At 43.9% G+C, this 12,156-nt stretch carries 12 protein-coding genes; 5 read left to right on the top strand and 7 right to left on the bottom strand.

Features of this window, described 5'->3' with window-relative positions; genetic code table 11:
- The first annotated feature begins 70 nt into the window (after positions 1–70).
- Positions 71–1,756, top strand: a complete 1,686-nt coding sequence (rlmD, locus tag AAFN83_RS12180; protein ID WP_347769673.1) for a 23S rRNA (uracil(1939)-C(5))-methyltransferase RlmD — start codon at positions 71–73, stop codon at positions 1,754–1,756.
- A 37-nt stretch (positions 1,757–1,793) separates the two neighbouring features.
- Here rlmD and AAFN83_RS12185 read toward each other — a convergent pair whose 3' ends face one another.
- The 5 genes from AAFN83_RS12185 to AAFN83_RS12205 form a co-directional block, all read right to left on the bottom strand.
- Positions 1,794–3,008 (bottom strand): tyrosine-type recombinase/integrase, encoded by a 1,215-nt coding sequence (locus AAFN83_RS12185; RefSeq protein ID WP_347769675.1) that lies wholly within the window; start codon positions 3,006–3,008, stop codon positions 1,794–1,796.
- A gap of 102 nt (positions 3,009–3,110) precedes the next feature.
- Positions 3,111–3,341: a helix-turn-helix domain-containing protein gene (locus tag AAFN83_RS12190; RefSeq protein WP_347769677.1), complete on the bottom strand. Its 231-nt coding sequence runs from the start codon at positions 3,339–3,341 to the stop codon at positions 3,111–3,113.
- 152 nt (positions 3,342–3,493) lie between these two features.
- Positions 3,494–3,727, bottom strand: coding sequence for a YqaJ viral recombinase family protein (locus AAFN83_RS12195; RefSeq protein WP_347769679.1), 234 nt, complete (start codon positions 3,725–3,727; stop codon positions 3,494–3,496).
- 36 nt (positions 3,728–3,763) lie between these two features.
- Positions 3,764–4,387 (bottom strand): RadC family protein, encoded by a 624-nt coding sequence (gene radC / locus AAFN83_RS12200; protein WP_347769681.1) that lies wholly within the window; start codon positions 4,385–4,387, stop codon positions 3,764–3,766.
- A 14-nt stretch (positions 4,388–4,401) separates the two neighbouring features.
- Positions 4,402–5,337: a DUF932 domain-containing protein gene (locus AAFN83_RS12205; protein WP_347769683.1), complete on the bottom strand. Its 936-nt coding sequence runs from the start codon at positions 5,335–5,337 to the stop codon at positions 4,402–4,404.
- 262 nt (positions 5,338–5,599) lie between these two features.
- On the opposite strand from AAFN83_RS12205, the gene AAFN83_RS12210 reads away from it, so the two are divergent.
- The 4 genes from AAFN83_RS12210 to AAFN83_RS12225 all read left to right on the top strand — a co-directional run bounded on the left by AAFN83_RS12210 (position 5,600) and on the right by AAFN83_RS12225 (position 9,042).
- On the top strand, positions 5,600–5,950 hold the full coding sequence (locus AAFN83_RS12210; RefSeq protein ID WP_347769685.1) for a hypothetical protein: 351 nt from the start codon (positions 5,600–5,602) through the stop codon (positions 5,948–5,950).
- Between the two features lie 139 nt (positions 5,951–6,089).
- Positions 6,090–6,719, top strand: coding sequence for a hypothetical protein (locus tag AAFN83_RS12215; RefSeq protein WP_347769687.1), 630 nt, complete (start codon positions 6,090–6,092; stop codon positions 6,717–6,719).
- Positions 6,716–7,765: an AAA family ATPase gene (locus AAFN83_RS12220; protein ID WP_347769689.1), complete on the top strand. Its 1,050-nt coding sequence runs from the start codon at positions 6,716–6,718 to the stop codon at positions 7,763–7,765. Before AAFN83_RS12215 ends, AAFN83_RS12220 begins: the two co-directional genes overlap by 4 nt.
- Before the next feature lie 116 nt (positions 7,766–7,881).
- Positions 7,882–9,042: a hypothetical protein gene (locus AAFN83_RS12225; RefSeq protein ID WP_347769691.1), complete on the top strand. Its 1,161-nt coding sequence runs from the start codon at positions 7,882–7,884 to the stop codon at positions 9,040–9,042.
- Here AAFN83_RS12225 and AAFN83_RS12230 read toward each other — a convergent pair.
- Together AAFN83_RS12230 and AAFN83_RS12235 are read right to left on the bottom strand one after the other, a co-directional pair.
- Positions 9,000–10,292: a DNA-methyltransferase gene (locus AAFN83_RS12230; protein ID WP_347769693.1), complete on the bottom strand. Its 1,293-nt coding sequence runs from the start codon at positions 10,290–10,292 to the stop codon at positions 9,000–9,002. The two genes, AAFN83_RS12225 and AAFN83_RS12230, sit on opposite strands and share 43 nt — an antisense overlap.
- A gap of 209 nt (positions 10,293–10,501) precedes the next feature.
- Entirely contained in the window at positions 10,502–12,085 is a 1,584-nt protein-coding gene (locus tag AAFN83_RS12235; protein WP_347769695.1) for an SIR2 family protein, read from the bottom strand.
- Positions 12,086–12,156: the final 71 nt, after the last annotated feature.

Raw genomic sequence — 12,156 nt, forward strand, 5'->3', positions numbered from 1 at the left:
AGCAATCGGGGGCGCTTGCCGCTCCCTTTTTCTCTTTCCATTGGCATTTCATTGAGGAGTGGAAACCCCCATGAGCAAGCAAAACAAAACGAGCCGCACCCCTTGGAAGAAGGAACGGCAAGCCGGATCATCCTCCGTGCCCGGAAGGGCGAAAGAGGGAAAGAGCGGAAGAGGAAATCATGAGTCCGGGAGATCCAGCGAGCCCGGGAGAACGCAATTGGAGATTCGTGATCTTCCGGTAGACAAGAATGGCGAATACGAAGCAGAGGTCATCGGCCTCACGCATGATGGGGAAGGCGTCGCTCGGGTGAACGGGTTCACCCTTTTTGCAGCGGGGGCGCTTCCCGGCGAGAAGGTTCGGGTTCGCGTCTTGAAGGTGAAGAAGCAGTACGGCTATGCCAAGCTGTTGGACGTGATCGAGGCAAGCCCGGACCGCGTAGCGGCTCCCTGTCCGATCTTCCACGCCTGCGGGGGCTGTCAGCTCCAGCACTTGAGCTATGAAGCCCAGCTTCGTCACAAGCGGCAGATCGTCGTCGATGCGCTGGAACGGATCGGCAAGCTTCCCGTGGCCAAAGAGGGGAACCTCAACCTCGGGCTTACTTCGGGAACGGTTCAGCAAGATCATTCGGATGCGATTGTCGCTGTCGTTGATTCAACGGAGGAGCAATCGCGGGTTCACTCAGCGGATAGGGGTGAGTTGTCCAATTTGGGGCATCAACAGCCAATTTCCGTTCATCCGGTGTTGGGTATGTCCGATCCGTGGAACTATCGGAACAAGGCTCAGGTTCCGCTTGGGGAAGAGCAGGGCGGTCTGGTGGGCGGCTTTTACGCGCAGGGGAGTCATCGCATCATCGACATGGATGCTTGCATGATCCAGCACGAGGCCAACGATGAGGTCGTAAACAAGGTGAAGGCGATAGCTCGTCGGCTTGGCGTAAATGCTTATCAGGAAGAAACCGGCCAAGGCTTGCTTCGTCATGTGGTTGCAAAGATTGGCTTCCGCACGGGAGACATCATGGTGGTGCTGGTGATCAATGGAGACAAGCTGCCGCATGCGGATACCTTTGTCGAAGAGATTCGCAAAGCACTCCCTGGGGTGAAAAGCATCTGCCTGAACCGCAATACACGCCAGACGAATGTCATCTTCGGCGATCGCACCGATGTCCTGTGGGGCAGCGAAGTGATCCACGACTACATTGGCGACATTCAATTCGCCATCTCCGCCCGTTCGTTCTACCAGGTCAACCCCGTGCAGACGGAGGTGCTCTATCGCACCGCCCTCGACTATGCCGCGCTGACGGGCGGCGAAACCGTCATCGATGCCTATTGCGGCATCGGGACGATCTCGCTCTTCCTCGCGCAGCATGCCGGCCGCGTCTATGGCGTCGAGATTGTCGCCGAAGCCATCGCCGACGCCCGCCGCAACGCGGCGCTGAACGGCCTCGCCAACGTCGACTTCGCCGTCGGCAAGGCCGAAGAGATCATCCCGGCGTGGCGTGCCGACGGCATCACGCCGGACGTCATCGTCGTCGACCCGCCCCGTAAGGGCTGCGACACCGCTCTGCTTGACACGATGCTCGCCATGCAGCCCGAGCGCATCGTGTACGTGTCCTGCAATCCCGCCACCCTCGCGCGGGATCTGCGCGTCCTCGTTGATGGCGGCTATCGCGTCGACGAGGTTACACCGGTGGATATGTTCCCGCATACGGTGCATGTTGAGGCTGTTTGTTCCTTGATCTATAAGGGTTTTGAGTAGGTGGTTAGGGGATTTGGGGACGAAACGGGGACGGAAGTTATTTCCGTCCCTGTTGTCCCTGTTTTCGTAATAGGATAGTTTCGAACTTGTCAGCCGCTGACTGATCGGCTGATCTTAATGCATGGCCGTAAACGTTCATAGTGGTATTGATATTCCCATGTCCAAGTCTTTCGGAAATGATCTTAGCGTGTACTCCTTGATTAATGAGTAATGTAGCTGAAGTATGGCGAAGGTCATGGAATCGAATGTACCTCAATTTGTTTTTCTTGATGAAGTGACGGAACCATAGGTAAGGTCGCTCTTGGTGGAAGGCCTTTCCATCAGGATGACAGAACATGAAAAAGTAGTCCCCACCTTGCCATCGGTCTCCAATTTTATCACGTTCTTTAATTTTATGAAGATAATACTCTCTCAGCTCTTCCAACATGGAGTTTGGAAGTGATACCTTCCGTTTTGAGTTTTTAGTCTTCGGCTCTTTTACATGCGCATTACCAGCAGGTGACATTGAAACGCTTTGCAAGACATCAATAGTACCTGTGTTCCAATCGACATGTTTCCACTCTAAGGCTAATAACTCTCCTCTTCTTAGCGCCGTTGTAAGGGCTAAGGTAATCATGATTCTCCAATGTATCGGCTCTTTCTGTAATGCAAGTAAGAGGTCCTGAACTTCATCTTCATCATAGGGAATAATTTGCTTGTGTTTGACGAGAGGCTTCTTCGCTCCAGCAACCGGATTGTCTTTGATTAATTTCCATTCGACAGCACGTTTGAAAATATTTTTCAATATCCGATGATTGATCTCAATTGTACCGGCAGATAAATTTCCCTTTCTAAACCCTAGCCTTTTACCCTCATCTGATAATGAGTTTATAAAGCTAACGATGTGCATGGTTTTGATTTGGTCGATCCGCAAATGACTAAATGCCGGAAGAATTCTATTTTTTAGGTTAGATTGATAAGTGTATAAGGTCTTTTCTGCCAAGTGTTTACTTGCATATTTGTCTTCCCATTCTTTCACAAATGCCCCAAACGTCATCTTCTCAGGTGCAATATATTCTCCGGCTTCTACTTCAATCTTGAACTTCATAAGTTCTTCTTGCAGATGATCTTTCAATCGCTTTGTGGTTTTTAACAGCGCCTGATCTTCGATTTTGATCGTTTTGTAACGTTTGAGGCGCTTACCACTCGGATCATATCCAGTCTCGACTACGAGCCTCCAAGAATTTTCTCCGCGTTTTTCTATACTTGCCATCGGGTTACCTCCTAATTCCAATTTAGCTTTTTGTTGGACAATCAAGTGATGCCTAATCAGAAAAGCTCGTGAGAACGACGAGCTTTTCTGACATTTGTGAAATTATCGTAAGCTGATGCGTTCTTGCTCTTGAAACCAAGCGTCTAATGTGGTTCTTCTAAAATAAATCTTGGTTCCTATACGAAAGTGTGGGATCCTGCCTGCCCGTACTTCGCTATAAAGTTTGTCCTTGGAGATCTTGCCTTGAAAAATAAATTCCCAGGCTTCAGAAAATGTAAGAGTGTTATGATTATTAAGTTGGTTAAGCTTCATAGTGTGTGCTGTATTGTTCATTTGGTTTAGCCTCCTAAAATTACGAATATTATTGAATGATAAGCTCCGGTGTATGTCTTCGTATTTCTATCGCTTGTAGTGCAACGCGGTATAGTTCGTAGTCCCAGATAGTTAAGCCTTCGGTAAGATCAAATTCTTTACCATTCCATAGATTAAGTGCGAGGTGGACAAGTGCAGTGGTTTGACCAGTTAATGGAGCTGTTGAGCCTGTCGAGCGATGCTCTTGGAGCGTAAACGTGAATCGGTGTTCGCCACTTGGATAAACCGCAAATTGCTGCAATATCCGAGCCGCCGATTCCGCCGCGGCGATAGTTCAGCCATTGATCGTACGACAACCGCTCGGTTTCAACAAGAATATCTGCGTGAAATTTAATTGCTGTGGACATCAATTTAAAAGCACCTCCGAATAAAGGCTACGCGGGTTAATATGTGGGGGACATTAACCCGCGTTCTGTTAAGCTGATATAACGTTGATCGCCGATAATGACATGATCCAGCACGTCAATGCCTATGATTGTTCCGGCAGACATTAATCTTTTGGTGATCTCGACATCTTCCGGGCTTGGTTCGGGATTGCCGCTCGGATGGTTGTGCACACAAATGATTGAAGAACTGCAACGTTTAATGGCTTGGCGGAATACCTCTCTTGGATGAACTATGCAAGCGTTAAGGCTTCCAAGGGCAATCAGTTCCTTGGCGATGATCATGTTTTTTGTATTCAGAAACAGACAGATGAAGTGTTCCCTTTTCGCAAAACGCAGTTCCGGCTCCACTAGCCTGTATACATCGGCGGGGGAAACGATTTTATCAGAAGGAAGGGGGGAAGCTGTTAAGGATCGAGCGAGTGACAGTGCGGCCACTATTTGACGGGCCTTTGTATGCCCTATGCCTTTGATCGATGCAGCCAATTCTTGTTCCGTAGCTTCGATCAAATCCTCGGTTCTTGGGAACACAGAAAACAATTGCTCCATAATATAGCTGCCGGGTTTTTCGCAAAGCGAGTCTGCCAGCAGCCGTCTGAATTCGTATGGAATTTGTTCCGACATAGGCAACCTCCACATCAGGCCGACGCCAAGATCAGTTCATAAGCTTTATCAATCAGCGGATTACCCTCCATCGTCCGAAGAAACAGGTTTTCCTTGAAGGAAGCTGTATCCCGAAGCGGCTTGGAATGTGTGGCAAAATCTGAAACGGCATTGATAAACCGATACCCGGTTTTCCCAACCGCCTTCAGATCAGGTGCATCGAAATATCGGGCCTGAAAATCCTCCCGCAGCTGTTGAACGTTTCGCTCCTGTATCTTTGTCGCGTCATCCGGCAAAGGCAGTAGCAGTTCCATGTACTCCTTGACTTTGTGATCGGAAATTTTAATGCGATTTAGCCGATCAACTTCTGCTCCTAGCCTGTCCATGTACAATTCGGCATAAAGCAGCGTCTTCCGTGCTTCGTCCAGCTTCGCATGAATATCTCCGGTATGAATGGTTGTCCAAATTCGCTTGGCATTTTGAAGAGCCAGATTCAAGGTGTTTTGGCAAACGACACGAATCGGCGTCATCGCCACCTTGATACTTCCACTGCCGTCATGGCTGTTGGAGAATATCAGGTAGGGATTGATGCAATCTCCAGCAATGATGTAGTTTTCCGGCAGGCGTGCAAGTAGCCATACTTTCCTGCCGTTTTGCAAACTTCCTGCAGTCTCGAAGCGTACTCCTTCACCAAGCAATTCATCGGTAAAAGCAAACGCCTCATGGTTCTGAACGATTTTGTACCTGTCCGAAACGACACCGAGCAACCGCTGATCGGTTGCTCGGATGTTTGCTTTGTAGCCGGGGATTTCGGTGTAATCCTCGGTTTGGATGGATTTCTGGATAACTTCCCAATCCAGTCCGGCGGCTAGAAGTGCTTCTTCTGAACTGAGTGCGTGCTCGACAAGATTTCCAAGTCCATGCCATGGAGCTTGCCTTACGTAGAACATGGTTTCGATGTTGGCTGGCATTTGAATCATCTCCTATATCTTTTATTACAGCCGATTGTCCGCTTATGTTCAAAGGAAAGCAGGAACGTAAACGGAAGCTCTATAGACATGCTTATAAGTCTATCTGGCTGTCTCAATGTAATAATATAGAATTGATTTATGCCGCTATACGACATTAGTAATGTTGATGGAAAAAACTTAGCAGTTTGAAGCAGCGGGTAAACTGAGAATTTTACAAATGGCCAGTGTATTATGGGAGAAAAATAAATTATGGAGGCTTAAGATGACTGATATATACGATTTCTTTAGTCGTAGAAACTTAAGGAAATTAGTGCAGAATTCTTATGAAGAAAACGCCCAATTAATTGAAGAAAAAGGAAGGTATATTGGCGTTCTTACTAAAACAAAAACCCAATCAATACGTATCACGATTCACATGATGGATATTAAAAGGGGACAGATTGAGAACCTGATGAATGATTTTCAACAACTTTGTACTGAGTACGAGCAAATGGCGGAGGCGGCTATAAAGTTTTTAAAGGTTCATAAGAATAGGGTGGAATATAACTCCGAAGAATACGATTTGTATGTTGACCAAGATGGCCATTGCTGGGTAGCTAAGAAGGAGGATTGAATCGAAGATAGAATAAAATCTCCGATCAATTTCTACATAATTGCAGGTAGTTTGACTAAATGAGTCGAAATACTAGTCTAAATGTCATAAAGAACATTGATTTTATATACATGCCATGTAGCACTGGAGGAATAAATAAATGGCTGGTAACACCTTGGACGTTTATAGGGCGGTTAAAAGGAAGATTGAGAATGAATTCAGGGTTCGCGAATTAACTGTAAAGACTGCAGGATTCAAACAAGACGGATTAGCTGAGACATTAAGCAACAGTACAGGGTTTTGGGAAGAGCCTCAAAGGGTAACATCGAAACCTCCGCGCTGGATTATACAATTCGAGAAGAACGATGAAGAGGTGACCGCGAATTTTGCTAAAAAGCAAGACGGCGCTCTTTTTCCTTCCGCAAAAACTATAGGATACATAAATAACCGTGAAGGCAATTGCTCAGCAATGATGTTCCGCATCATTGCAGCGATTAAAACAGGCGAAGAACAATACGAATTTCCTGAATGGGAGTGGGTAATGTTCCTAATTTTTCCTCGTCCATTACCTTCGGGGAATTCTTCTGAGACTATAGCAAATTTCGATCCAAATGACCAATCAATTCTTTACCAACGGAGGACTTTTAAGTTTTCCTTACTTGGAATAGTAAAAACGGATGTCGAAAACGACTCTATTTTATTAAGCAATGGAGAAGCTATAACCTATTTGGAAGCATCAGAAGCACTTAAGAAGTTATTAGAGAACGGTACTGAGGTGGAGAACTTATGACAACTACACTATATGAAAGTTCGGATGACGCTCTAAATCAAATAGGTGATGATGTACGGCTTATCGTCGGCAGCCCGCAAGTCGAAACTGTTTATACTATTCCAGAAATCGAACCGAAATCTGATTTACAAGGTATTTCTGAAACTATATATGCACAAATAAGAGCAGCATTGCGATCTGGCAAGCGACATATCATCTTTTATGGCCCGCCGGGAACAGGTAAAACTACGTTGGCTCAGTATATAGCCCAAGAACTGTCCAGTACAGCTACTTACGAGATGCTTACAGCTTCCTCATCTTGGACAAGCCAGGAACTAATTGGAGGGTATCAGCCGATAGGAGATGGAAAGATAGGCTTTGTACCAGGAGCAATTCTCCGAAATTTTGATCGCCCCATCGTAATAGATGAACTTAACCGGTGCCCTATTGATAAGGTTATTGGCCCACTGTTTTCTGTTTTGAGTGGGCAGGCTTCTACATTGCCATATAAATTAGACATTCAACGTGATGATAGCCCATTTCATGTCATTTACCCCGGCTCAAAAGAGGAACCTGAAGCCCATGAATGGTGTCCTGGACAAGAGTGGCGCCTTATCGCTACTCTTAACACAGTAGATAAATCTCAACTTGGGCAGATTAGTTACGCATTATCTAGACGTTTTGCTTGGATAAAAATAGGTGTACCCGAAAATCTTGACCAATTCACGAAAAGCATCTTGAACCGAGAAGATGCCGGAACAGTTCCAAATCCAATTGCAGATATGTGGGCTGCGGTCAATAAAGTCCGTCAAATTGGTGGAGCACCTATTATTGACATTATACGCACACTCAATGAAATGAAGCCTGGTATTGATCTTCTTACCGTTCCAAACGAGGAGATGCAGGATTTACTTCTTGCAGCATTAGGTATGTACATCCTGCCGCTGCTTGATGGTATCAGGCGATTTGAAGCTGAAACCTTTATAACCGAAATCAGCCATAACTGGAGTTTAGGAGCAGCCAGGCGTCAAGCATTAGAAGTTGAAATGGCTGATATTGTCGCATGAATAGTGATGTTCTACATGACGAGGTTACGCAATTATGCATTACGGGAATTGTAAGATGTCTAAGATCAGCCACTGCGACGGGAGACAACTTTTCAAGTTATTTTAGTACTGATACCATGAATCTGGAGATGCTTCGATATTATTGGGCGTTATCCAGTGGTATAGAGGAAGTGGCGAATGTCGTTGTTCATTCACCGCGCCGTCTTACGACTACAATTACTTATGAAGAATTTGAGCGTATAGGGGAGATAACCGGGTCAATTAATGCAGGGGCAACAATGCTGGCTCAAATTCGTACGCTAAACCCTACTTTATTCGTGGTGCTTGAACCCAACTTAACATCCAACTCACAACCTAATCAATTAGTTGCATGGCTTTTGTCCGAGGCATTTCATATTTTGCTCTCAGCTCGACGATCATATAAACAACTCGAAAAGTTCGATTGGTTTAATAAAAAAATCAATTTGATCGAACAAGCTTTAAGGAATGAAGCTCTTCATGACATATTGTTAACACCTTCAGGGAAGAAGCGGCCAAATGGCTCAGTTTTAAGAGCAGCCTCAAAAGCGAGGGTTCCGATCTATCAAGAAGCAATTAAAGTTTACGATTTACTAGAGGGAATTGAAAGAGGGCAGGAAGAAGCAATTATCTCCTGCCTCTCCCAAACCCTCATTGCAAATCTTGAATATTGGCAACGTCTCGAACTAGCAACAGCCATTGCTGCGGCTGATGCACTGAGCACAGCTTCAGGGCATTCTGTGAATTTGTCATTTCCAATTGTGTCCGGTAGACCAGTAGCCGTTATTGGTCCATTTGAAGTTTACTGGCAGTATACCATTCCTCAACGTTCTCGTGAGCAATTGGACCCAACTGAACTTTGGTCAAGGCAAATTGCCACCAGTATTGGGGTGAAGTCTGGTGATAGTCGAGCGGATGTTGCAGTGTGCTGTAATCGGAAAGTCGTAACACTATTTGAATGTAAGTATTTTGAGTCGTATTCATCGTTGCCACAAGCAGTGCTTGATGCAAGTGGCCAGATTGTGCGATACGCCCGAGACTTGCATCCTGAATCTGACCCGAATGCAGTTCAGTTACTTAACCAAAGCTGCATTATCGTAGCTCATCGTGGGACATATAACGAATTATTAGACCACGATGACCCTGCTACTCAAACATTTGATAAAAGGTTTATTTACTTTACAGATATCAATGGGTTAAAGAATAACAAACTGCTTCACTGGTCTGAGCTACTAAACACTAATTGTTCCACTTCTTGAGAATCTTTGGATTCTTCTTGAATGGTTTTTGGTTCTGGACGTTTTTGACCGCCATCTGCAATTAATGGTTCTTCGTTATCGTTTAGCGGAAGTGAGCAAGGTGCCCAAATTTCATACTTAACTGATTTTGATTTAGTTTTGGCTTTTTTACTTTTCTTCCCATCCTTCTGATCAGTAGCCGTGGCAGTTTCAAACCGGGAAATAGCTCCTTGTAAATAGCCAGCATTTAATTCGATGCAGTTCCAGTGACGACCAAGTTGTTCTGCGACTTTTCCGGTTACACAAGAACCCCCAAATGGATCAAGAACAATATCTCCCGGATCAGTTAAAAATCTAATGAAATATTCAGGTAGTTGATCCGGGAAACGTGCTGGGTGAATCGGATATCCATGTTCACGACAATAATCTTGATACTGACCAGACGATTCTGTATTTGCAATGGCTAGGAGATTAGGGGGGACGGCCCCTCCATTGTTTTTTGAGAATTTGTCCGATATAACATGACCTGAAGGTCTCTCCTTTGCTTGGTAACCATTTTCTAGTAACTCGAGCATGCTGTCGCTGTAAGGTGACAATATCCTGCGGTTGTTTGCTTTAGGAAAAGGTGTCTTAGATAACCACCAGACAGTATTTACCGCATCCTTAACCCTAACTCGACGCACATTTACCCACTCTGCTGGAGTAGGTAACTTTGATGGGTTCCACCAGTAATGTTCTTGACAAAGATGAAATCCATATTCTTTAACAAGCATTGATAAAAGCTCGAAGTGGTACAATGAACGTGTAGGTGATCCCGGTATCCATGCACCTCCGATATCAATGACTAAGCTTCCTGTATCTTTTAGTACTCGCTTGAATCCCTCAGCAAATGGTCGGAACCAATCACAATATTTATCAGCATCTTCATTGCCATATTGTTTTTTTCTGACTAGGCCAAAGGGGGGGGAGGTCATGATCAGATCGACAGAGTCTTTTTCTGCAACATTAAATAAGAAATCCAGACTGTTCCCACAATACATCTTCCCTAAGTTCGTACGGTAGAACTCCTGAATTGTGGATTCCTTTGGAATGGCATCCTCAACTTTATTAATGTTCTGACGAGTTTGTGAAGTATGTAGGTGTCGAAGATAGTCACTGATCGTTCGGAAGCCCAAATCCTTTGCGAGAGTCTCCATATCCTGTCTTTCTTCAGATGTTAGCCTGATACTAACAGTGTTCTCTCTTGGATTATTTGATATATTTCTTGCCATGTGTATATCCTCCGTTTTACGTTTTTCAGTCTCATTTTTGTAATACGTTTAATTATACATCGACCTTGAAAATGGTTCAAGGTCGATGCAAACAAATGTTCTAAACGATTTGTGAATACTTTGGATGGCGAGCATCTCTGCTTGCTGAAAAATGGCACCTTTCAAAATGCAAATAACCGGAAGGTTACGCATTTCACAGAAAAGTTCTACTATTTATCGTCAGCGTAGGATATCCTCGCGGCATTTTCTAAGTAATCATATACACGTATTAACTTTCTGAAATTAGAGCGTATTAATGTATCTTTTGATTCGATTAACTTAAAGTTCTCGGTGATGAAGGAGAGTAGTTCTTTTTTGTCAATTCCGTTCTCACCAAGCATAGGGATTAATTCAATTGTCATATGAAGCGGATAGTTCTTTTGCAATTCCTCGATTGTATTGTAATGCATAGAAACGTGGGCACCCTTTGATCTAACAGTTTGTGTTAAAAAATGATCAAAATCAATTTCTAGTCGGGTCTGTATCTTATCATCTAAATCTGTTTTAATAAGCTGACTATCGGCAACATACTTAAACACAGGAATAAACCCGTCATTTTTAAGTACTTGAGGAATCGTTTTTTTGACGACCTGTACTGGATCAAGATGATTATCAAAGATAATGCCTTCAAAAAGTTCTTTTGGGGAAATGCTTTCGTAACCCTTTGTAGATAACTGTTGAGTAATTCCGACCCCCACAACAAATTCAACGGTACTTAAATCAATATCATCCCTGTCCAAGTCAATGATCGCATGTAATTGACCACGCGGATCATTATTTAAGATCATTTCATATATTTGACTCTTCATCTTTCGCATTACTTTTGCGGGGTATTTCCTTTTATATTGAGCTAGGGCATTATAGACTGGCTCGAAACTATTAGCTCTAATTCGAGTGATAGGGAGATTAGTGGTGTTTATAACCATAGGTGCATCATAGAAAGCATCTTCTTCTCCTTCTTTTGCCCGTTCCAAAAATATTAAACGATCACGTAGTTTTCCAATATTCTCGTTAGTTAAGCAAGCGGTAATTGAACCAAGTATGGATTGAATATTCTCGTCTGAAATGGAGTAGCCTACAAAAAGGACAGGATGCTCAATAAAGATTGTTAATAATTTTGCTGCCAAATAAGGATTACGCTCGTTAAAGTGTCTATAGTCTTCTTCTGTTAATACAAGAGAATTTGGTTCAGTGCAACACCCATGAATCTTATATATTTCAGCAATCTCTTGAGAACTGGTAAATAAGAGTTCCTTTTGACCAACGTATTTTTTGAAGCCTGATTCCGTAAAAAGTTGCTCAAGGAGGGTATCCCAATTTGTCGTAATAATTCCGTCAATACTATTATTCTTGCTAACCTCTAACAAGCTCTGAATTTCAGCATCTAACGAAGTGGAATGGCCTTGAATATAAGCTTTATCATTTAAGTAATTAGCAATTTCAATTTTCAAGGGCGAACTTCGGTCGATCACTTTGGAGATGTTTTTATCCCGGCTTACTTTATAACTATCGCTTTGAAACCAGTGAGGATGAAATTCATTAGCTAATAAAGAGGCAACTTGTTCTGCAGCGCCACTTTCGGTAGAGGATACAAAGTACTCATATGGTCTTTCACTAAAGGAGGCAAACCTCCTTAGTAGGCCATGCCAATCCTCTAGTCCAAGATATCTTCTTGAAAAACCAGAACCAACGAATAGAAATGGAGCCGATTCGAATTTTTTTAGGTGTTCTGAAAGCAAGGTTTCAATATTCACAATTTATTCCCCCCACTAGATGAGTCGCAATATCGTTCTACCACAGATTCTTCATAAATGCTCCCGAAATG

The sequence above is a fragment of the Gorillibacterium sp. CAU 1737 genome, from assembly GCF_039888655.1.
GTDB lineage: Bacteria > Bacillota > Bacilli > Paenibacillales > NBRC-103111 > Gorillibacterium.